This window comes from Bradyrhizobium sp. SZCCHNS2022 (assembly GCF_032377575.1).
Taxonomy (GTDB): Bacteria; Pseudomonadota; Alphaproteobacteria; order Rhizobiales; family Xanthobacteraceae; genus Bradyrhizobium; species Bradyrhizobium aeschynomenes.
This window is the reverse complement of sequence record NZ_JAUHHZ010000001.1, coordinates 3,744,007-3,769,055: the sequence shown is the minus strand read 5'-3', so window position 1 is coordinate 3,769,055 and position 25,049 is coordinate 3,744,007. Positions and strand designations below refer to the sequence as shown.

Annotated in this window: 27 protein-coding genes; 22 read left to right on the top strand and 5 right to left on the bottom strand. The window is 65.1% G+C overall.

All coding sequences use genetic code 11. The features are described from left to right. The first annotated feature begins 24 nt into the window (after positions 1-24). From QXZ94_RS16885 to QXZ94_RS16870, 4 genes are all read left to right on the top strand, one after another. Positions 25-1,374 (top strand): histidine kinase, encoded by a 1,350-nt coding sequence (locus tag QXZ94_RS16885; protein ID WP_315721347.1) that lies wholly within the window; start codon positions 25-27, stop codon positions 1,372-1,374. A 102-nt stretch (positions 1,375-1,476) separates the two neighbouring features. After that, positions 1,477-1,833, top strand: a complete 357-nt coding sequence (locus tag QXZ94_RS16880; protein ID WP_315721346.1) for a hypothetical protein — start codon at positions 1,477-1,479, stop codon at positions 1,831-1,833. Positions 1,834-2,009: 176 nt separating this feature from the next. Continuing rightward, a complete protein-coding gene (locus tag QXZ94_RS16875) occupies positions 2,010-2,198 on the top strand; it encodes a DUF2934 domain-containing protein (RefSeq protein WP_315721345.1) in 189 nt (62 codons plus the stop codon). A 30-nt stretch (positions 2,199-2,228) separates the two neighbouring features. Then, positions 2,229-2,384, top strand: coding sequence for a hypothetical protein (locus tag QXZ94_RS16870; protein WP_315721344.1), 156 nt, complete (start codon positions 2,229-2,231; stop codon positions 2,382-2,384). Positions 2,385-2,766: 382 nt separating this feature from the next. On the opposite strand, the gene QXZ94_RS16865 is transcribed toward QXZ94_RS16870, so the two are convergent. After that, positions 2,767-2,937: a hypothetical protein gene (locus tag QXZ94_RS16865; RefSeq protein WP_172114179.1), complete on the bottom strand. Its 171-nt coding sequence runs from the start codon at positions 2,935-2,937 to the stop codon at positions 2,767-2,769. A 126-nt stretch (positions 2,938-3,063) separates the two neighbouring features. Here QXZ94_RS16865 and QXZ94_RS16860 point away from each other — a divergent pair, with 126 nt between their 5' ends. After that, positions 3,064-3,924, top strand: a complete 861-nt coding sequence (locus QXZ94_RS16860) for an SDR family oxidoreductase (RefSeq protein ID WP_315721343.1) — start codon at positions 3,064-3,066, stop codon at positions 3,922-3,924. A gap of 162 nt (positions 3,925-4,086) precedes the next feature. Here the strand turns inward: QXZ94_RS16860 and QXZ94_RS16855 are convergent, their stop codons facing one another. Beyond that, positions 4,087-4,329, bottom strand: coding sequence for a bacterioferritin-associated ferredoxin (locus QXZ94_RS16855; RefSeq protein WP_172114181.1), 243 nt, complete (start codon positions 4,327-4,329; stop codon positions 4,087-4,089). A 106-nt stretch (positions 4,330-4,435) separates the two neighbouring features. Beyond that, entirely contained in the window at positions 4,436-5,269 is an 834-nt protein-coding gene (locus QXZ94_RS16850; RefSeq protein WP_315721342.1) for a xanthine dehydrogenase, read from the bottom strand. Positions 5,270-5,631: 362 nt separating this feature from the next. Here QXZ94_RS16850 and QXZ94_RS16845 point away from each other — a divergent pair, with 362 nt between their 5' ends. The 7 genes from QXZ94_RS16845 (at position 5,632) to QXZ94_RS16815 (ending at position 14,286) form a co-directional block, all read left to right on the top strand. Next, entirely contained in the window at positions 5,632-6,483 is an 852-nt protein-coding gene (locus QXZ94_RS16845; RefSeq protein WP_315721341.1) for an SDR family oxidoreductase, read from the top strand. A gap of 435 nt (positions 6,484-6,918) precedes the next feature. Further along, entirely contained in the window at positions 6,919-8,658 is a 1,740-nt protein-coding gene (nifA, locus tag QXZ94_RS16840; RefSeq protein WP_315721340.1) for a nif-specific transcriptional activator NifA, read from the top strand. 489 nt (positions 8,659-9,147) lie between these two features. Further along, positions 9,148-9,342 (top strand): 4Fe-4S dicluster domain-containing protein, encoded by a 195-nt coding sequence (locus QXZ94_RS16835; RefSeq protein WP_006609648.1) that lies wholly within the window; start codon positions 9,148-9,150, stop codon positions 9,340-9,342. Between the two features lie 39 nt (positions 9,343-9,381). Further along, on the top strand, positions 9,382-10,899 hold the full coding sequence (sufB, locus tag QXZ94_RS16830) for a Fe-S cluster assembly protein SufB (RefSeq protein WP_315721339.1): 1,518 nt from the start codon (positions 9,382-9,384) through the stop codon (positions 10,897-10,899). A gap of 38 nt (positions 10,900-10,937) precedes the next feature. Then, entirely contained in the window at positions 10,938-11,699 is a 762-nt protein-coding gene (gene sufC, locus QXZ94_RS16825) for a Fe-S cluster assembly ATPase SufC (protein ID WP_315721338.1), read from the top strand. A gap of 16 nt (positions 11,700-11,715) precedes the next feature. Next, positions 11,716-13,041, top strand: coding sequence for a Fe-S cluster assembly protein SufD (gene sufD / locus QXZ94_RS16820; protein WP_315721337.1), 1,326 nt, complete (start codon positions 11,716-11,718; stop codon positions 13,039-13,041). Positions 13,042-13,044: 3 nt separating this feature from the next. Continuing rightward, a complete protein-coding gene (locus QXZ94_RS16815) occupies positions 13,045-14,286 on the top strand; it encodes a cysteine desulfurase (RefSeq protein ID WP_315721336.1) in 1,242 nt (413 codons plus the stop codon). 265 nt (positions 14,287-14,551) lie between these two features. Here the strand turns inward: QXZ94_RS16815 and QXZ94_RS16810 are convergent, their stop codons facing one another. After that, a complete protein-coding gene (locus QXZ94_RS16810) occupies positions 14,552-15,010 on the bottom strand; it encodes a SufE family protein (RefSeq protein ID WP_315721335.1) in 459 nt (152 codons plus the stop codon). 13 nt (positions 15,011-15,023) lie between these two features. Further along, positions 15,024-15,440 (bottom strand): response regulator, encoded by a 417-nt coding sequence (locus tag QXZ94_RS16805; protein ID WP_315721334.1) that lies wholly within the window; start codon positions 15,438-15,440, stop codon positions 15,024-15,026. A gap of 448 nt (positions 15,441-15,888) precedes the next feature. Here QXZ94_RS16805 and nifH point away from each other — a divergent pair, with 448 nt between their 5' ends. From nifH to hspQ, 10 genes are all read left to right on the top strand, one after another. Next, positions 15,889-16,776, top strand: a complete 888-nt coding sequence (gene nifH, locus QXZ94_RS16800) for a nitrogenase iron protein (RefSeq protein ID WP_006609655.1) — start codon at positions 15,889-15,891, stop codon at positions 16,774-16,776. A 72-nt stretch (positions 16,777-16,848) separates the two neighbouring features. After that, positions 16,849-18,351, top strand: coding sequence for a nitrogenase molybdenum-iron protein alpha chain (nifD, locus tag QXZ94_RS16795; protein ID WP_315721333.1), 1,503 nt, complete (start codon positions 16,849-16,851; stop codon positions 18,349-18,351). Between the two features lie 83 nt (positions 18,352-18,434). Further along, entirely contained in the window at positions 18,435-19,994 is a 1,560-nt protein-coding gene (gene nifK, locus QXZ94_RS16790; protein WP_315721332.1) for a nitrogenase molybdenum-iron protein subunit beta, read from the top strand. Between the two features lie 133 nt (positions 19,995-20,127). Continuing rightward, the gene (gene nifE / locus QXZ94_RS16785; protein ID WP_315721331.1) at positions 20,128-21,801 is read left to right on the top strand and encodes a nitrogenase iron-molybdenum cofactor biosynthesis protein NifE; all 1,674 of its coding nucleotides are present in this window, start codon (positions 20,128-20,130) and stop codon (positions 21,799-21,801) included. A 10-nt stretch (positions 21,802-21,811) separates the two neighbouring features. Continuing rightward, positions 21,812-23,209, top strand: a complete 1,398-nt coding sequence (gene nifN, locus QXZ94_RS16780) for a nitrogenase iron-molybdenum cofactor biosynthesis protein NifN (RefSeq protein ID WP_315721330.1) — start codon at positions 21,812-21,814, stop codon at positions 23,207-23,209. A gap of 25 nt (positions 23,210-23,234) precedes the next feature. Continuing rightward, entirely contained in the window at positions 23,235-23,630 is a 396-nt protein-coding gene (nifX, locus tag QXZ94_RS16775; RefSeq protein ID WP_172115371.1) for a nitrogen fixation protein NifX, read from the top strand. Between the two features lie 10 nt (positions 23,631-23,640). Then, on the top strand, positions 23,641-24,111 hold the full coding sequence (locus QXZ94_RS16770) for a NifX-associated nitrogen fixation protein (RefSeq protein WP_006609661.1): 471 nt from the start codon (positions 23,641-23,643) through the stop codon (positions 24,109-24,111). A 16-nt stretch (positions 24,112-24,127) separates the two neighbouring features. Beyond that, on the top strand, positions 24,128-24,328 hold the full coding sequence (locus tag QXZ94_RS16765) for a CCE_0567 family metalloprotein (protein WP_006609662.1): 201 nt from the start codon (positions 24,128-24,130) through the stop codon (positions 24,326-24,328). Positions 24,329-24,351: 23 nt separating this feature from the next. Then, complete coding sequence (fdxB, locus tag QXZ94_RS16760; RefSeq protein WP_315721329.1) at positions 24,352-24,639, top strand: ferredoxin III, nif-specific; 288 nt, start codon at positions 24,352-24,354, stop codon at positions 24,637-24,639. A gap of 19 nt (positions 24,640-24,658) precedes the next feature. After that, positions 24,659-24,985, top strand: a complete 327-nt coding sequence (hspQ, locus tag QXZ94_RS16755; protein WP_315721328.1) for a heat shock protein HspQ — start codon at positions 24,659-24,661, stop codon at positions 24,983-24,985. Positions 24,986-25,049: the final 64 nt, after the last annotated feature.

Below are 25,049 nucleotides of genomic sequence, written 5' to 3'. Positions count from 1 at the left end.
CACGGTGGCTTTGAGGCGGAGATAATGTGGCAGAATTGGTCATTGCGCAGGCGCATCAACGTGCTGCTCGCGCTGGTGCTGACGCTGGGTCTCGCCGTCAACATCGGCCGGCTGGTGCTCGAGGCGGCGCCGCGCGTGCTGGCCGAGGACCAGAGCGTGATCCGCCTCGCGCGTGCCTTCGTCGAGACCATCATGGACGAGGTCAATGACGCGCCGGACCCGGAGTCCCGCCTGAACCGCATCGTCAGCGATCTCGGGCAGCTGCGGCATGTCAGCGTCGTCAGGCAGGCCCTGCCGGCTCAGCGGGAGCGGTCGTCCAGCGCCGGGGACCGGGCCGCGCCGGGGTGGTTCATCGCGCTCGTGCATCCGGACAAGACGTCGGTCAGCATGCCCGTGGTCGTGGCGGGCAAGCCCGATACGCTGGTGATCACGTCGCATCCCGACGACGAGATCGCCGAGATCTGGGACGGCATCGTCACCCAGCTCGTCGTCGGCTCGGCGATTGCGATGGCGATTTTCGGGATCACGATGCTCGTCGTCGGCCGCGCGCTGGCGCCGCTGGCAGATTTGTCCGAGGCGATGAGCCGGATCGAGGCCGGCGCCTATGACGCCCGCGTCAAGCCGGGCGGCGCGCCCGAGCTTGCCGCGCTCTGCGCCAAGCTCAATCATCTCGCCGGCGCGCTCGGCGAGGCCGTGGAGGAGAAGCGCCGCCTGGCGGAGCGCACCGTCTCGCTGCAGGACATCGAGCGCAAGGAGATCGCGCGCGAGCTGCACGACGAGTTCGGGCCTCATCTGTTCGCGCTGCGCGCGCATGCCAGCGCCCTGATGCGGCTGCCGGAGGCGAAGGCGATCGATGTCGCCGCGATGCGCCGGCACGGCCAGGCCATCCTCGACCAGGTCAATGCCGTGCAGCAGTTCAACCGCCGCATCCTGGAGCGGCTGCGCCCCGTCGGTCTCGCCGAGCTCGGCCTGCGCGAGGCGCTCGGCGCCTTGGTGCGGCTGTGGCGGGAGTCGCGGCCGGAGGTGGCGATCGCGACGACGTTCGCCGATGATCTCGTGCGCAGCAACGAGACCTCGGAGCTGACGATCTATCGCGTCGTGCAGGAGGCGCTGACCAACGTGTTCCGCCATGCCGAGGCGACTGCGGTCGACGTCACCATCGAGCCGCTGCAGCAGACCATGGCCGGGCACCGCCGCAACTACACGCGGGTGTGCGTGCGTGATGACGGACACGGGCTGAAGCCCGAGCACAAGCTCGGATTCGGGTTGACCGGCATGCGCGAACGGCTGCTGGCGCTCGGCGGCACGCTGACGGTCGCCTCGAGCGGCACGGGTGTCACGATCGAGGCCATGGTGCCCGCGGATGCGGCGTGAGCCGGGCCTAGGAACCGACGATCGGACGGCGCGTTCAACGAGCTACTTGCGACGGGCGTGAGCCGCAGTCCGGAGCACGCGCCGGTAGCTTGCGGTGATCAGATGTCCAGAACCCTGCCTGTGCTGAGCGGCGCAGCCTTGCTGGCTGCGCTGCCGTTCCACAACGCCGTCGCACGTGACGACGGCCGCTATGCCAACTCGCCACTCAAGGGCTGGTTCGACAGCCTCAGGAGCGGGCGCGGCCCGTGCTGCTCGGACGCCGACGGCTTCGCTGTCTCCGATCCGGACTGGGATCTGGAAGGCACGCACTATCGGGTGCGGCTCGACGGCCAATGGATCGTCGTGCCGGACGATGCCGTGATCACCGAGCCCAATCGCGCCGGCCGCACGATGGTGTGGCCGATCAAGGGCTCGCTCGGCACCTCGATCCGCTGCTTCCTGCCGGGTAATCTGAGCTGAGCGCGACCGATCGAGGCCTTCGTGACGCGCAATGCGGCTGCGGCGCATGGTCCCGCGCGCACCCGCGCTGGAACTTCGTCTCCGCCGCCTGATTGCTACCAGGTCATGCAGTCGATGAGACCTGCGCGGCTTCCCGCCCATCGCGGCAGGGGACGTCCATCCTGGCGAGGATCACCATGGAACAGACCGACGATGCACATCTGCAGCAGCGCATCCGCGAGCGCGCGCATGCGCTGTGGGAGCAGTCCGGGCGGCCGGAGGGCCGTGAGGATGAGTTCTGGTATCAGGCCGAACGCGACGTCCGCGACATGGAGCAGTTGCACGACGAGGCGACCGCTCCTCCGCCGACGATGCTGCCGACCTGAACGCCACGCCACCAACCGAAGGAAGACCCGATGAGCAAGGAAACACCGAAGGACGATCCGCGTCAGGAGAGCGACTGGGGCTCGATGAAGCAGACCGACAAGCCCTGGGCCGAGAAGCCGGAGAAGGAGCAACGCTCCGAGACGGCGAAGGACTTGGAGAAGTGGGGCGAGAGCAAGACGCATTGAGGTGAGGTTCGGGGTTGGGCGGCGAGAGGAGGGCGGGGGCCTTGATTGCGACTTCCCGTGTGGCTGCCCCTCACCCCAACCCTCTCCCCGTAAGAACGGGGAGAGGGGGCGCACTGCGCGTGCGGCGAGAGCTCGCGCTGCTTCTGCCAAAACAAAGGCTGACTATCAATCATTGGATGTTCGCCGCGTGCCCAAGACTGCCCCCGACCACGGGTCAACGTCGAAATGCATGGCGTGCCCATTGTGAGTTCTCGTAGTCGCCTGATCGGCGCTGCGCTCCCTCTCCCCGTTCTTCACGGGGAGAGGGTCGGGGTGAGGGGCAGCGGCATGGGTGGTGAGAGTGGTAGACCTCGATCGCTTCACTCACCTCGCATCAACACCCTCACGCCGTATGTCCGGGATCGACATCATCCGGCGTCTTCTTCTCACGTTGCGGCGTCATCTTCGCCGGGTCCTTCGCGCCGGGCACGCCGCGCGGGCCGAGCTGATTGCGCTGGATGTCGTCTTCGGAGCGGTCGGGCTCGCGCCCGTTGATGGGGAGGTCGTTTGCCATTGCCTGATCCTTCCGACTGTTCGGTCGAGGCAATGCGCGGGCTGGTGCCGACGTTCCCCCGCGGGCCGGCAGGAACAGCCGTCCGATCCTGCGATTGAAGCTGCAGCAACCGTCAGGAGAACAGTCATGTCCGACCACCACCCCGCGCCGCCGTTCCCGCCGCAGCAGCAAGCCATGCCGGGCACGACGGCGGCGATGCGGCCGAGGCCCGACCACGGTGAGACCAGTTACAGGGGCTCCGGCAGGCTGGCCGGCAAGAAGGCCGTGATCACCGGCGGCGACAGCGGCATCGGCCGCGCGGTCGCGATCGCCTATGCACGCGAGGGGGCCGATGTGCTGATCGCCTATCTCGCGGAGCATGAGGACGCTCGGGAGGTGCAGCAGCTGATCGAAAAGGAAGGACGCAAGGCGGTGCTGATGCCGGGCGACATCCAGGACGCATCGCACTGCAAGGCGATCATCCAGCGCGCCGTCGACGAGCTCGGCGGCATCGACATCCTCGTCAACAACGCCGCGCACCAGGCCACCTTCAGCGACATCGGCGACATCTCGGACGACGAATGGGAGATGACGTTCCGCACCAACATTCACGCCATGTTCTATCTCACGAAGGCGGCGGTGCCGCACATGAAGCCGGGCAGCGCGATCGTCAACACCGCCTCCGTCAATTCCGACATGCCCAATCCGAGCCTGCTCGCCTACGCCACCACAAAAGGCGCGATCCAGAATTTCACCGGCGGCCTTGCCCAGATGCTCGCCCAGAAGGGCATCCGCGCCAATGCCGTGGCGCCCGGGCCGATCTGGACGCCGCTGATCCCCTCGACCATGCCGGAGGAGAAGGTGACGAGCTTCGGCCAGCAGGTCCCGATGAAGCGGGCCGGCCAGCCGGCGGAGCTCGCGACGGCCTATGTGATGCTGGCGGACCCGCTGTCGAGCTACACGTCGGGAACGACGGTCGCGGTCACCGGCGGCAAGCCGTTCATCTGAGGCGTCGACGGTGCGGTTCGGCCGCGACCGGCCTCATGGTTCGAGACGGCGCTGCGCGCCCCCTCACCGGGGAGGACCGAAGCCAGCGCTGCTCCGGCAATTGGTGTCGGATTGTCCGACATCCGACAGCGCGCGATGCGACACGCGCGCGTTGTTGTCGCCTCACGCCACCGACATCAGCTCGCACGGCGCGGGCTCGGCGTGCACCGGCCAGACCCTCGCGGTGGCGGTTTCGCCCTGCCGTTCGTCGAGAATCCGCTTCACCGAGCGCGAGCAGAGGCCGCATTGGACCGAGCAGCCCAGGCAATCATACACCTGCGCCGGCGAGCCGAAGATGGTGTCGGCTGTCGTGACGACGTCACGAATGGCGGTGTCGCTGATGACGTTGCAGGAACAAATGATCATGGCTGTTGCTCGCTCCTGCCAACGATAAGCAACGGCGATGCCAAGCCGGTTGCGAAGGCCGAGGCCGTCGGGGCGGGCTAGTCAGAATCGTTCAAAGCGGGCGGTATCAGCGCGGGCTGGCGGCGCTTGCACGGACACCACCGGCCGCGTGTTTGCGGATCGCGGCGATGGCGGCCTGCGCCAGCGCCTGTCCCTGGGTGTCGATGCCGGTCCATTGCGCGTGCCGGCCGCGCGGATCGATCTCGGCCAGCGCAACGCCAGCCGTCACATCGCTGCCGTCGCGGACGATGCCGCGTAGGATGCCATCATAGGGCGCGGTGATCGCGATGCCGGAGAGATGGCCGATGACGAAGCCCTTGTAGATCCGGGTGCCGATCTCGACCGGCGTGTGCCAGCGGCCCTCGTGAGGTGAGCGCACCAGCCGCTCGGCGCCGATGCCGCCGAGCTGGCAGGCGTCGTCCTTGGCCAGCGTCCAGCCGTCGCGCACGATCTGCGCGAGCCGATCCGGCCGGGTCTCGATCGCGACGTCGCAATTGACCGACGGTGAGAAGCCCGGGCCGATGCCGATCGAGAAGCGCGTCATGCCGCGCAGATTCGGCGTCACCTCCCGCGTCTGCATCCGCGCATCGATCAGCACGTCGATGCCGCGCACCGGCAGCAGGTCGAGCAGGCCGAGCCAGGTGACCAGGACGTGCTGCGGGCCGGCCAGCGCCTTGAACACGTCCATCGTGCTCTCGACGCGCGCGCCGATCACATTCTCGACGCGGGCGGCGTCGCCGAACAGCGCGTCGTGGAACGCCATCTTGCGCCGGAGCACGGGCGGGTTCGGGTCATGCGACAGCACCACGCAGTAGCCTTCGCGGTGAAGATGGACGCCGATCGCCGAAGCAATTTCATTCGTGCCAAGGACCACGGCGAAGCGCACTGCATTCGTCCCCATGTCCCGGTCCATACGGTGTTGGCGTCTCGTGGCTGTCCATTGGTCAGACTGGAAAGCCCGCTTCCATTTCGACCGTGCAGTCCGTTGAGCAAGAGTTGGACCATCACCCTCCATCTTGAAAAAGGCTGCGGATTGAGAGGCTTGTCCAAGGCACGGGGGAAAGCCGACGCTGGCACTGTCCTGAAGCCGCCAATCTGTCGCGAACGCGACAGGAATGAGCGGCTTTGCGCGCGGTTTTCGCTGGCCCGGAATCTGCACAACCGCAGCATGGCAATACCGCGGACCGATCCGCGGTTGCCGCGCCCCGCCCGGTTGGTCGGCAGCCGGATGGCATCGCGGCCTGATGATCAGGACAGCATGAGGTGAGCCTCGATCTCGACCAGGATGTTCGCGAGTCGGCCGCGGATGACGCCGCGGCAAGCGCTGCGTCATGTCCGTTCCATCGGGACGTCGCGGCCGTTGAACGTTCTCGGCGCAGCGAGCAGAAGACGCTGGTGCTGACAGGCGGCTCGCGCGGCATTGGTCACGCGACGGCCCGGCTGTTCTCCGATGCCGGCTGGCGCATCATCACCTGCTCGCGCCAGCCGTTCGACGGCGTCCGCTGTCCCTGGGATGCCGGGCCGGACAATCACGTCCAGTTCGACCTCAGCGATCGCAAGGCGATCCCGCGCGCCATCGCCGACATCAAGGAAAGGCTCGACGGCGCGCCGTTGCACGCGCTCATCAACAATGCCGCAATCTCGCCGAAGGCCGAGGATGGCGGCCGGCTCGACTCGCTGTCGACCTCGGTCGAGACCTGGATGACCGTCTTCCATGTCAACTTCCTCGGTCCGATCCTGCTGGCCCGCGGCCTGTTCGAGGAGCTGAAGCGCGGGCATGGGGCGGTGGTCAACGTGACGTCGATCGTCGGCACGCGCGTCCATCCGTTTGCGGGCACAGCCTATGCGACCTCCAAGGCTGCGCTCGCCTGCCTGACCCGCGAGATGGCGCACGACTTCGCGCCGCACGGCATTCGCGTCAACGCCATCGCGCCGGGCGAGATCAAGACCGAGATGGTGTCGCCCGAGACGGAGGCGCGGTTCTCGCCGCTGATTCCGATGCGCCGGATCGGCGCGCCGGAGGAGGTGGCGAAGGTGCTGTTCTTCCTGTGCTCGGATGCTGCCAGCTACGTGACCGGCGAGGAGATCCAGATCAATGGAGGTCAGCACCTGTAGGTTGATCGCCGCATGGTGCGGACGACACGGTGATGTGAAGAGAGATGTGAAGAGAACAGGCCGCGGGCTGGCAGCCGGGGGCCGCGAGTGCCACGGCGGGCGTGGAAAGTTGGTGTTCAGGTCCGCTCGATTCAAGCCGATCGCGCGCGGCGTCTAGGCCGGCAAATATCAGGCGTCGGGAAGACAACGCGAATTCGTGACGCGGGCGGTTTTCCGCCTCGCCGGCTCATGCAACGCACTCGCCATGCGGGGTGTAAACTAATTTGTTAACATCATGAAAGGCTGCGGCTTTTTTGCTCCATTCGTTGCACACTACTTCTGCGGCAATGCAGCAAAGTTAGGCACGACAATCATCTGCAGTTAGGGGAGGATGTTAGAACACCTACAATCACGGGCGGTCGCAATGAAGCGTCCGTGACGATCAGAGAAGCGACCATGGTCCAAACGGAAACACGTCAGGTCGAAGCTCAGGACGTCAGGTCCAACGCCGCCCCGATCCCGCTGAGCGAGATTGCCCTGACGGGAATTTTCGAGATTTCGAAAATCCTGGCCGCGCCGACGCGGCTGGAAATCACCCTCGCCAACGTCGTGAACCTGCTGCAATCCTTCATGCAGATGCGCCACGGCGTGGTGTCGCTGCTCGCCGACGACGGCATCCCGGATCTCGCCGTCGGGGCCGGGTGGAGCGAGGGCAGCGACCAGCGCTATCGCGAGCGGCTGCCGCAGAAGGCGATCGACCAGATCGTCGCGACGGCGGTGCCGCTGATCGCGGAGAACGTCGCCGATCATCCCGCCTTCAGCGCCGCCGACGCGGCCACGCTCGGGGCCGGAGCCGACACCCGCGTGTCGTTTCTCGGCGTTCCCATCCGCATCGACCAGCGCGTCGTCGGCACCTTGACGATCGATCGTGTCTGGGATGGCCGCGCCGTGTTCCGGCTCGACTCCGACGTTCGTTTCCTGACGATGGTTGCCAACCTGATTGGCCAGACCATCAAGCTGCATCGGGTCGTCGCACGCGACCGCGAGCGGCTGATGGCGGAGAGCCACCGGCTGCAGAAGGAGCTGCTCGAGCTGAAGCCGGCGCCAGCTAAGGGCAAGAAGGTGCTGGTCGACGGCATCGTCGGCGACAGCCCGGCGCTGCGCGCGCTGCTCGAGAAGATCAACGTCGTCGCCAAGTCGAACGCGCCGGTGCTGCTGCGTGGCGAATCCGGCACCGGCAAGGAGCTGGTGGCCAAGGCGATTCATGAATTGTCGAACCGCGCCAAGCGCCCCTTCATCAAGATCAACTGCGCGGCGTTGCCGGAGACGGTGCTGGAATCGGAGCTGTTCGGGCACGAGAAGGGCGCCTTCACCGGTGCGATCAATTCGCGCAAGGGCCGCTTCGAGCTCGCCGACAAGGGCACCCTGTTTCTGGACGAGATCGGCGAGATCTCGCCGGCGTTCCAGGCCAAGCTGTTGCGGGTGCTGCAGGAGCAGGAGTTCGAGCGCGTCGGCGGCAACCAGACCATCAAGGTCGACGTGCGCATCGTCACCGCGACCAACCGTAACCTGGAAGAGGCGGTGTCGCGCAACGAGTTCCGCGCCGACCTCTACTACCGGATCAGCGTCGTGCCGATCAAGCTGCCGCCGCTGCGCGAGCGCCGCAGCGACATCCCGCAGCTGGCGCGCGAGTTCCTGCGCCGCTTCAATTGCGAGAACGAGCGTGATCTCACCTTCGACGTCAGCGCCATCGAGGTGCTGATGCATTGCGGCTTCCCCGGCAATGTGCGCGAGCTGGAGAACTGCGTGCAGCGGACCGCCACCATGGCGTCGGGCTCGGCGATCGGGATGGACGATTTCGCCTGCAGCCGCAACGAGTGCATGTCGGCGATCCTGTGGAAGGGCAACACGGTGACCCCGCCGCCGCCACGCGGCCAGCCGATGGTGCCGCTGCCGATCCTGCCGCGCACCTCCGCGCCGATCGAACCGCCGGCCGACCTGCCTGCGGCTGAGGCCGACGACGGTGAGTACTCCGAGGCCATGGACGGTGGTGCCGTGCCCGAGCGTGACCGCATCGTCCAGGCGATGGAGCGCTCCGGCTGGGTCCAGGCCAAGGCCGCGCGCCTGCTCGGTCTGACGCCACGCCAGATCGGCTACGCGCTGAAGAAGCACAACATCGAGGTCAAGCGGTTCTGAGTGGATCGACTTGGCACTGAGGCTTGGAACTGAGGCCTGGAACTGAGAAAAGGGCGCGCGGATGCGCGCCCTTTCTGCTTTGATGATCCGCGCTGGACCCTGCGGGGGATCTCCAATCTCGCCGTCATTCCGGGGCGGCGCGCGAAGCGCGACGAGCCCGGAATCCATTTTTCCACCTGCTCTGCCGCCCGATGGATTCCGGGCTCGTGCTGCGCACGCCCCGGAATGACGGAGGAGAGACGCGCGCTTGCTTCAACCGCGTGGCGGAGGACAGCGCAACTTGCCGCCAGGCCGTGAGTAGCTCGTTCGACCACAGCTGCTGCCGCCCTGTCGCATCTGCGACATGCTGTCGGGAGAACGACAGCTGCCCGCGATCAGCGACATTTAGAATCCTCCTTAGAAATCAACCAAATGAGCTCTGGCACGGCGCTTGAAAGATCATGCCCGAATGACATCGCCCGATGTCGCTGAGAGCGCGGGGAGCGGCACATGACCTACAAGATCATCGCCTCACAATGCACGGTCTGCGGAGCCTGTGAGTTCGAATGTCCGAATGCGGCCATCCGGCTGAAGAACGACATGTACATCATCGATCCGAAGAAGTGCACGGAATGCGAAGGCCACTTCGACGCGCCGCAATGCGCTGCCGTCTGTCCGGTGCCGGACACCTGCGTGCCCGCCTGACGCGGGCACCTCGTCGAGAGCTTGGAAGCGGAGTGAGAGATGGCAGCGGTTCAGGAGACCATTGATCGGGTCAAGGGCATTGACGTCGATCAATATCGTTACGGGTTCGAGACACAGATCGAATCCGAAAAGGCTCCGAAAGGGCTGTCGGAAGACACCATCCGCTTCATCTCGGCGAAGAAGAATGAGCCGGCCTGGATGCTGGAATGGCGGCTGGAGGCGTATCGCCGCTGGCTGACCATGGCCGAGCCGACCTGGGCCCGCGTCGGATATCCAAAGATCGACTATCAGGATCTCTATTACTATTCGGCGCCCAAGCCGAAGAAGAAGGTCGCCTCGCTCGACGAGATCGATCCGGAGATTCTCAAGACCTATGAGAAGCTCGGCATTCCCCTGCGCGAGGTCGAGATCCTTGAAGGCGTCGAGCGCCCCGCCGCCGCCGTCGAGACCGAGGACGGCGAGGCGGCCGCGCCGCGCACCAAGATCGCGGTCGATGCCGTGTTCGATTCGGTGTCGGTGGCCACGACCTTCAAGGAGGAGCTGAAGAAGGCCGGCGTGATCTTCATGCCGATCTCCGAGGCGCTGCGCGAGCATCCGGACCTGGTGCAGAAATATCTCGGCACGGTCGTGCCGACCACCGACAATTATTTTGCCACGCTCAATTCCGCGGTCTTCTCCGATGGCTCGTTTGTCTACATCCCCCCGGGCGTGCGCTGCCCGATGGAGCTGTCGACCTATTTCCGCATCAACGAGCGCAACACCGGCCAATTCGAGCGCACGCTGATCATCGCCGACAAGGGCGCCTACGTCTCCTATCTCGAAGGCTGCACGGCGCCGCAGCGCGACGAGAACCAGCTTCATGCGGCCGTCGTCGAGCTGGTCGCGCTGGATGATGCCGAGATCAAATATTCGACGGTGCAGAACTGGTACCCCGGCAATTCCGAGGGCGTCGGCGGCATCTACAATTTCGTCACCAAGCGCGGTGACTGCCGCGGCGCGAATTCGAAGATCTCCTGGACCCAGGTCGAGACGGGATCGGCGATCACCTGGAAATATCCGAGCTGCATTCTGCGCGGCGATAACTCCAGCGGCGAGTTCTACTCGATCGCGATCTCCAACGGCTTCCAGCAGGTCGACTCTGGCACCAAGATGATCCATCTCGGCAAGAACACGTCGAGCCGCATCATCTCCAAGGGCATCGCAGCCGGCAAATCGCAGAACACCTATCGCGGCCTCGTCAGCGCCCACCGCAAGGCCTCCGGCGCGCGCAACTTCACCGCCTGCGACTCGCTGCTGATCGGCGACAAATGCGGCGCGCACACCGTGCCCTACATCGAGGCCAAGAATTCGTCGGCGGTGTTCGAGCACGAGGCCACGACCTCGAAGATCTCCGAGGACGTGCTGTTCTACTGCATCCAGCGCGGCCTCAGCCAGGAGGAGGCGGTCGGCCTGGTCGTCAACGGCTTCGTCAAGGACGTGCTGCAGCAGCTGCCGATGGAGTTCGCGGTCGAGGCGCAGAAGCTGATCTCGATCAGCCTCGAAGGTTCAGTCGGATAAGGACGTCGCGCGCGGCGACAACAGATGAGGAGTGTTCGATGACGGCCTTGCTCGAAATCAAGGGGCTCCATGCCGAGATCTCCGGTGGTCGCAAGATCATCCAGGGCCTGGACCTGACCGTGAACAAGGGCGAGATCCACGCCATCATGGGCCCGAACGGCGCCGGCAAGTCGACGCTGTCCTACGTGCTCGCCGGCAAGCCCGGCTACGAGATCACCGCCGGCGAAGTCACCCTCAACGGCGAGGACCTGCTGGCGATGGAGGCCGACGAGCGCGCCGCCAAGGGCGTGTTCCTCGCGTTCCAATATCCGCTGGAGATCCCCGGCGTCGCGACTCTGACGTTCTTGCGTGCTGCCTTCAACGCCCAGCGCAAGGCGCGCGGCGAGGAGGAGCTGTCGTCGCCCGACCTGATCAAGCGCGTGCGCGAGATCGCCAAGACCCTGAACATCGACGCCGACATGCTCAAGCGGCCGCTCAATGTCGGCTTCTCCGGCGGCGAGAAGAAGCGCAACGAGACCCTGCAGATGGCGCTGCTGCAGCCCTCGCTCTGCGTGCTCGACGAGACCGATTCGGGCCTCGACATCGACGCGCTGAAGGTGGTCGCGAACGGCGTCAACGCGCTGCGCTCGGCCGAGCGCGGCATGATCGTGATCACGCATTATCAGCGGCTGCTCGACTACATCGTCCCCGACATCGTCCACGTGTTCGCGGCGGGCCGCATCGTCCGCACCGGCGGCGCGGATCTCGCGCGCGAGCTCGAGGCGACCGGCTACGCCCAGTACCAGAGCGAAGCCGCGTAAGGCAGGGAGCACGGATATGGGCGTCGCGATCCGCAAGACCAAGGCCGAGCTCGGACTGGCCGACCTGTACCAGGGCGCCCGCCGCTATCTGCCCGGGGGCGAGGAGATCACGGCGGTGCGCGCCGCCGCCTTCGATCGCTTCAATGCGGTCGGCCTGCCGCACCGTCGCGTCGAGGCGTGGCGCTACACCGATCTGCGCACCCAGATGAAGGAGGCGAAGCGGCTCGCCTCGCTGCCGGACGACGCCGCCAAGACGAAGGCGCGCGAGGCGCGCGACTTGTTTGCCGGCGCCGGCTTCCGCAAGCTGATGGTCGTCGACGGCGCCTTCGTGCCGGAGTTGTCGGATCTCGCCGATCTCGAGCCGGGCCTCACCATCCAGCCGATGTCCGATGCGCTCGCCGCCGACAAGCCGCTGCTGTCGCAGCGTCTCGGTCCCGTCGTGCCGGACGACGATCCGGCGCTGGCGCTCAACACCGCGCTGGCGGCCAATGGCGTCGTCATCCTGGTTGCCCCGGGGACCGCATTGAGCCGGCCGATCCATGTCGCCTTCGTCACGACCAACTGGGTCGCGACATCGATGTTCACCCGCTCGCTGGTGAATATCGGCGCCGGCGCCAGTGCCACCATCGTCGAGTCGCACCAGGGACCCGACGGCAGCGAGTACCAGGTCAACACCGCGATGCAGCTGGTCGTCGGTGACGAGGCGCGGATCGACCACATCAAGGTGGTCGGTGAGGGCAACGGCGCGCTGCACATCGGCTCGCTGCTCGCCAACATCGGGGCGCGCGCGACCTTCAACCAGCTCGGCTTCGTTGCCGGCGGCAGCCTGGTCCGCAATCAGCTGTTCATCCGCCTGGCGGGCGAGGGCACCGTCGCCGACATCCGCGGCGGCGCGCTGCTGTCGGGCACGCAGCATGCCGACACCACGCTTGCGATCGAGCATGCCGCCGAGAACGGCCAGAGCCGCGAGACCTTCAAGGCCGTCGTCGGCGACACCGCCCGCGCGGTGTTCCAGGGCAAGATCACGGTCGCTCCCGGCGCGCAGAAGACCGACGCCAAGATGATGTCGCGGGCGCTGCTGCTGTCCGACGAGGCCGAGGCCGACAGCAAGCCGGAGCTCGAAATCTTCGCCGACGACGTCCAGTGCGGCCACGGCACCACGACCGGGGCGATCGACGACGAGCTGCTGTTCTATCTGATGGCGCGCGGCATTCCGCCTGATGAGGCCAAGGCGCTGCTGATTCAGGCCTTCATCGGCGAGATCATCGAGGGCGCAGCCAATGAAAACGTGCGGGCGGCGCTGACGGAGGCGATGCTGGGCTGGCTCGGGCGACGGGAGTAGATGATGCATGCAGCGGTGAGTGGAAGCGGCTACGACGTCGGCCGCATCCGGGCGGATTTCCCCATCCTCGGCATGCAGGTGCACGGCAAGCCGCTGGTCTATCTCGACAACGCTGCGTCAGCGCAGAAGCCGCAGGCTGTGCTCGACCGGATGAACCAGGTCTACACGTCCGAATACGCCAACGTGCATCGCGGGCTGCATTATCTCGCGAACGCCGCCACCGAAGCCTATGAGGGCGCCCGGGCCAAGGTGGCGACCTTCCTTAATGCCGAGAGCCCCGAGCAGATCATCTTTACGCGGGGTGCGACCGAGGCGGTGAACCTCGTTGCCCAGACCTTCGGCCGCGAGCGCATCGGACCGGGCGACGAGATCGTGCTCTCGATCATGGAGCACCATGCCAACATCATCCCCTGGCATTTCCTCAGGGAGCGCCAGGGCGCCGTCATCAAGTGGGCTCCGGTCGATGACGACGGCAACTTCCTGCTCGACGAGTTCGAGAAGCTGCTGAGCCCGCGCACCAAGATGGTGGCGATGACGCAGATGTCGAACGTGCTCGGCACTGTCGTGCCGGTGAAGGAGGTCATCCGCATCGCGCATGACCGCGGCATTCCGGTGCTGATCGACGGTTCGCAGGCCGCCGTGCACATGGAGGTCGACGTCCGCGATCTCGACGCCGACTTCTACTGTATCACCGGGCACAAGATCTACGGCCCGACCGGGATCGGCGCGCTCTATGGCAAGCGCGAGCTCCTGGCATCGATGCCGCCGTTCAACGGCGGCGGCGAGATGATCCGCGAGGTGTCGCGGGACTTCGTCACCTATGGCGACCCGCCGCACCGCTTCGAGGCCGGCACGCCGCCGATCGTCGAAGCCGCCGGTCTCGGCGCCGCCATCGACTACGTCGCCTCGATCGGCAAGCAGCGGATCGCCGCGCACGAGCATGACCTCGTCGCCTATGCCACCGAGCAGCTGCGCGAGATCAACTCGCTGCGCATCATCGGTAACGCCGCCGACAAGGGCGCCATCGTCTCGTTCGAGATGCAGGGTGCCCACGCCCATGACTTTGCCACCGTCATCGACCGCTCCGGCGTCGCGGTGCGTGCCGGCACCCACTGCGCCATGCCGCTGCTGGAGCGCTTCGGCGTCACGGCGACCTGCCGGGCGTCGTTCGCGATGTACAACACGCGAGAAGAGGTCGACGTGCTCGTGCGCGCGCTGAGGAAGGCGCAGGAGTTTTTCTCGTAAGGCGGATCTCTCGGCCGCCATTGTTGCGAAGAAGCGGTGCCCATGACTGCGCCCTCTCCCCTTGTGGGAGAGGGCTACACCGCGATCAGCTCCGGACACACTCGGGTGAGGGGTTGTCTCCGCGAGTCACGACCGTCTGAGTACGCGGAGAGAACCCCTCACCCGGCGGCCTTCGGCCGCCACCCTCTCCCACAAGGGGAGAGGGTACACCGAGTATGGCGCGCTATAAGGGCTCAATCGAACCAGCAAACCAGCCAATCAAAACCTACGCCGCAGCCATCGCCGCCTGCGCATCCGCCTTGATCCGGCTCACCATCGAGCGGAAGCCGTTGGAGCGCTGCGGGGTCAGGTGCTCGCGCAGGCCGAGCTTCTCGAACAGGGCGATCGGATCGGTGGCGAGGATCTCCGGCGCGGTGCGGCCGGACACCATCGCGAGCAGGATCGCAACCAGGCCGCGCACGATGTGGGCATCGCTGTCGCCGACGAAGTCGAGGACTGGCGCAGCACTGCCATGCCGCACCGATGTCGCGACCCAGACCTGGCTCGTGCAGCCCGGGACCTTGTTGCCGTCGTTGCGGTCGGCGTCGGGCAGGGGCGTCAGGCCGCGGCCGAGCTCGATGACGTAGCGGTAGCGGTCGTCCCAGTCGTCGAGCAGGGTGAAGTTCTCGACGATGTCCTCGATGTCCGGTGTTCCCGGCGTCGGGGCCTGGGTCATCTTCAACATGATTCTCTCCTGGTCATCTGCTGATTTCCACCACCACCGGCCGCGTTGCCGCTGGCTCCGTTCCGCGTCGGGCCAGCACCGAATCCACCGCATGCGTCACACCGTCGAAGGTGATCGGCTTGGCAATGATCGCCTCGGCTCCCTGGCGCAGGCCCGCCAGCGCCAGCGGCGACTTGGTCGACCCCGCCACGACGATGATGCCGGCCTGATGCAGCTTGCGGGCGAGCATGCCGACGGTCTCGGCACCGTCGTCCTCGAGGATGCTGCTCCCGACCAGCACGGCATCGGGCGTGGCGCGGTTCGCCTTGGTGAGCGCATCCGCGGTCTCTGCAAAGGTGAAGGTCTCGTGACGCTCGCTGAGGATATAGCCGAGCGCCGAGCGGATCACCTGATCGGCTTCAATGACAAAGACGCACGTCCTGCTCGACATCGGAATACTCCTTCTGGCCCGTTCGGAGGCGGGTTTGATCTACATCAAGCAAACTCCGTACCGCGCCCTGAGCAGGCCTCACGCATCGCTGTCGCAGGATGTTTGCCGGCGCGCTGCGTGGAGCCTGCGGCGACATGTGTCGTTTCGGACAGCACGTCGTGGGAGCGTCGGGTGAAAAGCCCCGATGTCGGGTTTGCAACAAGTACATCCTAGTGCCGAGCTTGGCCGCATCTCTTTCAAAACATGGCCTTTTTAACGATTCCAAAGCTCTGGCACAGCCGTTGCAAAACTCTGTTCAGGCAATGGTTGAGGGCTGAGTGCACGCCGACGCTTCGGACGAGCGATGCTCTCCTTCCCAATAACCCGTCTGCCGGTTCTGGAGAGAGGACGCGGTCCTGGTCATGCAAGGCGCATGCGGGGCATTGGCAATCGGTTGATGGAGAGCAGAATGTCATCACTTCGACAAATCGCATTTTACGGCAAGGGCGGCATCGGCAAGTCGACGACGTCGCAGAACACGCTGGCCGCGCTGGCCGAGATGGGTCACCGGATCCTGATCGTCGGCTGCGACCCCAAGGCGGATTCCACCCGCCTGATCCTGCACGCCAAGGCGCAGGACACCATCCTGAGCCTGGCCGCTGCCGCCGGCAGCGTCGAGGACCTCGAGATCGAAGAGGTCATGAAGGTCGGCTATCGCGACATCCGCTGCGTCGAGTCCGGCGGTCCGGAGCCGGGCGTCGGCTGCGCTGGCCGCGGCGTCATCACCTCGATCAACTTCCTGGAAGAGAACGGCGCCTATGAGGACATCGACTACGTGTCCTACGACGTGCTCGGCGACGTGGTCTGCGGCGGCTTCGCGATGCCGATCCGCGAGAACAAGGCGCAGGAGATCTACATCGTGATGTCCGGCGAGATGATGGCGATGTATGCCGCCAACAACATCTCCAAGGGCATTCTGAAGTATGCGAACTCCGGCGGCGTGCGCCTGGGCGGCCTGGTCTGCAACGAGCGCCAGACCGACAAGGAGCTGGAGCTGGCTGAGGCTCTCGCCAAGAAGCTCGGCACCCAGCTGATCTACTTCGTGCCGCGCGACAACATCGTGCAGCACGCCGAGCTGCGCCGCATGACCGTGCTGGAATATGCGCCGGAGTCGGTCCAGGCCAACCACTACCGTAACCTGGCGACCAAGATCCACGGCAATGCCGGCAAGGGCATCATCCCGACTCCGATCACGATGGACGAGCTCGAGGACATGCTGATGGAGCACGGCATCATGAAGGCGGTCGACGAGAGCCAGATCGGCAAGACCGCCGCCGAGCTCGCCGCCACGGCATAACCGCCACCGGTCACCCGGTCCTTCATCGGAAGGGCCGGGTGACCCCCGCAACCGATCATCGAGGAAAGCCAGATGAGCGTTACCGAGAAACAAAGCGTCGCCGAGATCAAGGCACGCAACAAGGAACTGATCGCCGAGGTTCTGAAGGTCTATCCGGAGAAGACCGCCAAGCGCCGCGCCAAGCATCTTAACGTGCATGAGAACGGCAAGTCGGACTGTGGCGTCAAGTCGAACATCAAGTCGATCCCCGGCGTCATGACCATCCGTGGCTGCGCCTACGCCGGCTCGAAGGGCGTGGTCTGGGGCCCGATCAAGGACATGATCCACATCAGCCACGGCCCGGTCGGCTGCGGCCAGTATTCCTGGGCGGCACGCCGCAACTACTATATCGGCACGACCGGCATCGACACCTTCGTGACGATGCAGTTCACCTCCGATTTCCAGGAAAAGGACATCGTCTTCGGCGGCGACAAGAAGCTCGCCAAGATCATGGACGAAATCCAGGAGCTGTTCCCGCTCAACAACGGCATCACCGTGCAGTCGGAATGCCCGATCGGCCTGATCGGCGACGACATCGAGGCGGTCTCCAAGGTCAAGTCCAAGGAGTATGACGGCAAGACCATCGTCCCCGTCCGCTGCGAAGGCTTCCGCGGCGTCTCCCAGTCGCTCGGTCACCATATCGCAAACGACGCGATCCGGGATTGGGTGTTCGACAAGCTGCCGGCCGATGCCGCGCCGCGCTTCGAGCCGTCGGATTATGACGTCGCGATCATCGGCGACTACAACATCGGCGGCGACGCCTGGTCTTCGCGCATCCTGCTCGAGGAGATGGGTCTGCGCGTGATCGCCCAGTGGTCGGGCGACGGCTCGCTGGCTGAGCTCGAGGCGACGCCGAAGGCGAAGCTGAACGTGCTGCACTGCTACCGCTCGATGAACTACATCTCGCGTCACATGGAAGAGAAGTACAATATTCCGTGGTGCGAATACAACTTCTTCGGGCCGAGCAAGATCGCCGAGTCGCTGCGCAAGATCGCCAGCTATTTCGACGACAAGATCAAGGAAGGTGCCGAGCGCGTCATCGCCAAGTACCAGCCCCTGATGGATGCCGTGATCGCCAAGTATCGGCCGCGCCTCGAAGGCAAGACCGTGATGCTGTTCGTCGGCGGCCTGCGTCCGCGCCACGTGATCGGCGCCTATGAGGACCTCGGCATGGAGGTCGTCGGCACCGGCTACGAGTTTGGCCACAATGACGACTATCAGCGCACCGCCCAGCACTACGTCAAGGACGGCACGCTGATCTATGACGACGTGACCGGCTACGAGTTCGAGAAGTTCGTCGAGAAGGTCCAGCCGGACCTGGTCGGCTCGGGCATCAAGGAAAAGTACGTGTTCCAGAAGATGGGCGTGCCGTTCCGCCAGATGCACTCCTGGGACTACTCGGGTCCTTACCATGGCTATGACGGGTTCGCGATCTTCGCCCGCGACATGGACATGGCCATCAACTCGCCGGTCTGGAAGATGGCAAAGGCTCCCTGGAAGCAGGCGCCCAAGCCGTTGCTTCAGGCAGCCGAGTAATCACCACCACCCACGGCCTGGCTCTCCTTCGGCGGAGAGCCAGCGCTCCCTGATCGACACAGGAAAATAGAGAGGGTTATCCCATGACGCAGTCTGCCGAACATGTGCTCGATCACTTCGAGCTTTTCCGTGGTCCCGAATACCAGCAGATGCTGGCCAACAAGAAGAAGATGTTCGAAAATCCGCGCGATCCCGCGGAAGTCGAGCGTATCAGAGAATGGGCCAAGACGCCCGAATACCGCGAGAAGAATTTTGCCCGCGAGGCGCTGACCGTCAACCCGGCCAAGGCCTGCCAGCCGCTCGGCGCGGTGTTCGTCGCGGTCGGCTTCGAGAAGACGCTGCCGTTCGTGCACGGCTCGCAGGGCTGCGTCGCCTATTATCGCAGCCATCTGTCGCGCCACTTCAAGGAGCCGAGCTCCTGCGTGTCGTCGTCGATGACCGAGGACGCGGCTGTGTTCGGCGGCCTGAACAACATGATCGACGGCCTCGCCAACGCCTACAACATGTACAAGCCGTCGATGATCGCGGTCTCCACCACCTGCATGGCGGAAGTCATCGGTGACGACCTCAACGCCTTCATCAAGACGTCCAAGGAGAAGGGCTCGGTTCCCGCCGAATTCGATGTGCCGTTCGCTCATACGCCCGCCTTCGTCGGCAGCCATGTCACCGGCTACGACAATGCGATGAAGGGCATTCTCGAGCACTTCTGGGACGGCAAGGCCGGCACCGCGCCGAAGCTGGAGCGCGTTCCGAACGAGAAGATCAACTTCATCGGCGGTTTCGATGGCTACACCGTCGGCAACATCAAGGAAGTGAAGCACATCTTCGAGGCGATGGGGATCGACTACACCATCCTCGGCGACAATTCGAACGTGTTCGACACCCCGACCGACGGCGAGTTCCGCATGTATGACGGCGGCACGACCTTGGAGGATGCGGCCAATGCGATCCACGCCAAGGCGACTATCTCGATGCAGGAATACTGCACCGAGAAGACGCTGCCCTTCATCGGCAACCACGGCCAGGAAATCGTCGCCTTCAACCATCCGGTCGGCGTGACCGGCACCGACGCGTTCGTGATGGCGCTGTCCCGGATCACCGGCAAGGAGATCCCGGAATCGCTCGCGCTGGAGCGCGGCCGCCTGGTCGACGCCATCGCCGACTCCAGCGCGCACATCCATGGCAAGAAGTTCGCGATCTATGGCGATCCGGATCTCTGCCTCGGCCTCGCTGCGTTCCTGCTGGAACTGGGCGCCGAGCCGACCCACGTGCTCGCCACCAACGGCAACAAGCACTGGGCCGAGAAGGTGCAGGCGGTGTTCGACAGCTCGCCGTTCGGCAAGAACTGCAATGTGTATCCCGGCAAGGATCTCTGGCACATGCGGTCGCTGCTGTTCACCGAGCCGGTCGACTTCCTGATCGGCAACACCTACGGCAAGTACCTGGAGCGCGACACCGGCACGCCGCTGATCCGCATCGGCTTCCCGATCTTCGATCGCCACCACAAGCACCGCTATCCGGTGTGGGGTTATCAGGGCGGCTTGAACGTGCTGGTCACGATCCTCGACAAGATCTTCGACGAGATCGACCGCAACACCAACGTGCCGGCCAAGTCGGACTACAGCTTCGACATCATCCGCTAAGTCACGGCGCGCGGCGGTCCCTCGGGGCCGCCGCGCTTCGATCGGGACGATGAGGCTCAGGGGAAGGTCGGAAACGGCCGGAGCCTCCTCTCCAAGAAGAGACGCGCAGAAGGTCCGCCAACAGGAGAAGCCGATGAGCTCGCTGTCTGCCACGATCCAGAACGTCTTCAACGAGCCGGGTTGCGGCAAGAACGCCAACAAGTCCGAGGCCGAGCGCAAGAAGGGTTGCACCAAGCAGCTGCAGCCGGGCGGCGCGGCCGGCGGCTGCGCCTTCGACGGCGCCAAGGTCGCGTTGCAGCCGCTGACCGACGTCGCGCATCTCGTGCACGGGCCGATCGCCTGCGAAGGAAATTCCTGGGACAACCGCGGCGCGGCCTCGTCTGGCTCGCAGATCTGGCGCACCGGTTTCACCACCGACATCAACGAGACTGACGTCGTGTTCGGCGGCGAGAAGCGCCTTTACAAGGCGATCAAGGAAATCATCGAGAAATACGATCCGCCGGCGGTCTTCGTCTACCAGACCTGCGTGCCCGCCATGACCGGCGACGACATCAACGCGGTCTGCAAGGCGGCCTCGGCCAAGTTCGGCAAGCCCTGCATTCCCGTCAATTCGCCCGGCTTCGTCGGCCCGAAGAATCTCGGCAACAAGCTCGCCGGCGAGGCGCTGCTCGATCACGTCATCGGCACCGTCGAGCCGGAGGTCACGACGCCCTACGATCTCAACATCATCGGCGAATACAATCTGTCCGGCGAGCTCTGGCAGGTGAAGCCGCTGTTCGACGAGCTCGGCATCCGCATCTCCGCCTGCATCTCCGGCGACGGCCGCTACAAGGAGGTGGCGTCGTCGCACCGCGCCCGCGCGGCGATGATGGTGTGCTCCAAGGCGATGATCAACGTCGCCCGCAAGATGGAGGAGCGCTATGGCATTCCGTTCTTCGAAGGCTCGTTCTACGGCATCCAGGACTCCTCGGACTCGCTGCGCGAGATCGCGCGTCTGCTGGTCGAGCGCGGCGCGCCGGCCGATCTGCTGGACCGCACCGAGGCCGTGATCGCGCGCGAGGAGGCCAAGGCCTGGGCGGCGATCGAGCCGTTCAAGAAGCGGCTCACCGGCAAGAAGGTGCTGCTGATCACCGGCGGCGTGAAGTCGTGGTCGGTGGTGGCGGCGCTGCAGGAGGCCGGCATGGAGCTGGTCGGCACCTCCGTCAAGAAGTCCACCAAGGAGGACAAGGAGCGCATCAAGGAGCTGATGGGTCAGGACGCGCATATGATCGACGATATGGCGCCCCGCGAGATGTACAAGATGCTCAAGGACGCCAAGGCCGACATCATGCTGTCGGGCGGCAAGTCGCAATTCGTGGCGCTGAAGGCCGCGATGCCCTGGCTCGACATCAACCAGGAACGCTCGCACGCCTTCATGGGCTACATTGGCATGGTGAAGCTGGTCGCCGAGATCGACAAGGCGATCTACAACCCGATGTGGGAGCAGCTGCGCAAGCGGGCGCCCTGGGAGACCGCCAGCAACAATTGGCAGGCCAAGGCGATTGCGCAGGCCGATGCGGAAGCTGCTGCGCTCGCGGCTGATCCCGTGGCGGCGGAAGCCGCGCGCCGCGCCAAGAAGATCTGCCACTGCAAGTCGGTCGATCTCGGCACCATCGAAGATGCGATCAAGGCGCATGGCCTGACCGACGTCGCCGGCGTCCGGACCCACACCAACGCGTCGGGCGGCTGCGGTGCCTGTGCCGGGCGGGTCGAGGACATCCTGGCCGCGCAGAGGGCGCCGGCGGAACTGCTGCAGGCGGCGGAATAGGGTGGCGCTCATGGCCAAGGTTACCATCGGAAAGAAGGCCTGCGCGGTCAATCCGCTGAAGATGAGCCAGCCGATCGGCGGCTCGTTCGCCTTCCTCGGCCTGCGTGGCGCGATGCCGCTGCTGCACGGCTCGCAGGGCTGCACCTCGTTCGGCCTGACGCTGTTCGTGCGCCACTTCAAGGAAGCGGTGCCGATGCAGACGACGGCCATGAGCGAGGTCGCCACCGTGCTCGGCGGCTACGAGAATGTCGAGCAGGCGATCCTCAACATCTACAAGAAGCAGAAGCCGGAGATCATCGGCATCTGCTCGACCGGAGTCACCGAGACCAAGGGCGACGACGTCGACGGCTATATCAAGCTGATCCGCGAGAAGCACCCGGAGCTCGCCAATTATCCGCTGGTCTACGTCTCGACACCGGACTTCAAGGATGCGTTCCAGGATGGTTGGGACAAGACGGTTGCCAAGATGGTCGAGGTGCTCGTCGACAAGCCGACCTCGACGCGGCGCGATCCCGCCACGGTCAACGTGCTGCCCGGCTGCCATCTGACGCCGGGCGATATTGAAGAGCTCCGCACCATCTTCGAGGATTTCGGCCTGGAGCCGTCGTTCCTGCCGGATATCGGTGGCTCGCTCGACGGCCACATCCCCGACGAGTTCACGCCGACGACGATCGGCGGCATCGGACTGGAAGAGATCGCGACCATGGGCAGCGCGAGCTGGACGATCGCGATCGGGGCGCAGATGAAGCGCGCGGCGGAGGCGATGCAGGCCAGGACCGGTGTGCCGTACCGGCTGTTCGAGCGGCTCTGCGGCCTGCTGCCGAACGATGAGTTCATGTCGTTCCTCAGCGAGATCTCGGGGCGTCCGGTGCCGGCGAAGTATCGCCGCCAGCGCGGCCAGCTCGCGGATGCGATGCTGGACGCGCATTTCCACATCGGCGGCCGCAAGCTCGCCATCGGCGCCGAGCCGGACCTGCTGTTCGACGTCGCGAGCATGCTGCACGACATGGGCGCCGAGATCTCCGTCGCCATCACCACCACGCAATCACCGGTGCTCGAGCGCATGCCGTGCGAGGAGGTGCTGATCGGCGATCTTGAGGATCTGGAGACGCGTGCGAAGGAGCGCGACTGCGGGCTGATGATGACGCATTCGCATGGCCGCCAGGCGGCGGCGCGGCTGAAGATCCCGTTCTATCGGATCGGCTTTCCGATGTTCGACCGCCTGGGAGCAGGGCATCTGCTGACGGTCGGCTATCGCGGCACCCGCGATCTCATCTTCGCGCTCGCCAATCTGATCATCGCCGACCGGGAGGACAACCATCAGCCGACACCGGACACCTGGATCGATCCCTGGAAGGATTTCCAGCAGGCGACGCCCGAGTCCGCGGTCGTGGCACCCTTGCATTGACGCGTCAGGAGAAAGGACCGACGACATGAAAGTCGCATTCGCTACCCAGGATCTGAAACGCGTCGACGCCCATTTCGGCTGGGCCAAGAATATCGCGATCTACGATCTCGATCCCGAGGGCTACCGCTTCCTCGAGGCCGTCGAGTTCGATGGCGATCTCAAGGAAGACGGCAACGAGGACAAGCTGGCGCCGAAGATCGAGGCGATCAAGGACTGCGCGATCCTCTATGTCGCGGCGATCGGCGGCTCCGGCGCGGCCCGCGTCGTCGCCAACAACATCCATCCGATGAAGGTCACCCAGCCCGAGGAGATCACCGATCTGCTCGGCAAGCTGCAGGCGGTGCTGAAGGGCACGCCGCCGCCGTGGCTGCGCAAAGCGCTGGCCAAGGGCCAGGAACGCGCGCTCGATTTCGAGGAATGAGGAAACGCACATGTCTGATACCGCAGTCGTAGAAGAAGTCGTCCCCGCCGAGCAGCGCCCCTTCGTCAAGGAGCTGATCAAGGTCTGGCGCGCCCAGGACACTCACGGGGCCTGGGAGGGCAAGAAGGACGTCGAGCTGCTGGAGCCCTACATCCTGGACAAGGAGAAGCGCCGGGCGCTGCCGATCATCGGCGATCCCGATCCGGAGACGATCTGGCGGCTGGAGCTGTTTTTCAACGCGATCGCGCTGTCGATAGAGAAGGCCACCGGCGTGATGATCTCGCCGATGCTGAAGATGAGCCATGAAGGCTTTGGCCGCATGGTGCTGATCGGCGGCCGGCTGATCGTGGTCAACAAGCAGCTGCGCGACGTGCACCGTTTCGGCTTCGACAATCTCGGCAAGCTGGCCGACGAGGGCGACAAGTTCGTCAAGGCCGGCGTCGAGATGATCGAGAAGTTCAAGGACGTCGCGAATTACTGAAGGCGAGGATGAGACGATGAGCGACCTGGATACATTGAAGGCCGAGATCAAGAAGCTGTCGGCCCGCGCCATGGATGCCAAGATGAACCTGCACGATCTGTCGGAGGAGCTGCCCATCAACTGGGACCAGATCCTGCCGACCGCGCAGAAGGCGCACGAGGCATTTGCCGAGCTGGAGAAGAAGCGGGCCGAGCTGAAGAAGCTCGAGGCCGCGTAAAGCCCGCACGAGGATCTGCCACCATGTCCAATTCAACCCGCGACGGCCGCGACTGGCGGCCGGACTATCTGGTCGCGATCGACCCGGCCAAATGCATCGGCTGCGGCCGCTGCTACAAGGTCTGCGGCCGCGAGGTGATGACCCTGAAGGGCATCAACGACGAGGGCGAGTTCGTCGAGCTCGACGACGACGAGGATGACGAGGTCGAGAAGAAGATCATGGTCATGCACGACACCGGCGCCTGCATCGGCTGCGGCGCCTGCGCCCGGGTCTGCCCGACCAACTGCCAGACCCATTCGCCGGCGGCGTGATCCTATCGGGCGTGCGGCCATGCTGCGGATGGAAGCAAAGTTCACGATCGGCCAGGTGACCCGGCACCGCGTCTACGATTTGCGCGGCGTCGTGTTCGACGTCGATTTGTCGTTTTCCGAGGAAGAGGGCTGGCGCGCCATTACCATGGACGCCAGGCTCGACAAGAAGCAGCCGTTCTACTATCTGCTCGCCGAATGCGGCGACAGCAGCTACATCGCCTACGTGCCGGAGCAGAACCTGGTGGCGGACGTGTCAGGCGAGCCTGTGAAGCATCCGGACATCGGCGAGTTGTTCGACGTCGATGACGGCGGCAGCTATCATTACCGCGGGCGGATCTTCCAATAGTCGGCCGGATATCCACGGCCGTCCCAGAGTCCAAGCACCGCCCTGGATCGCGTCGCTGCGCTCG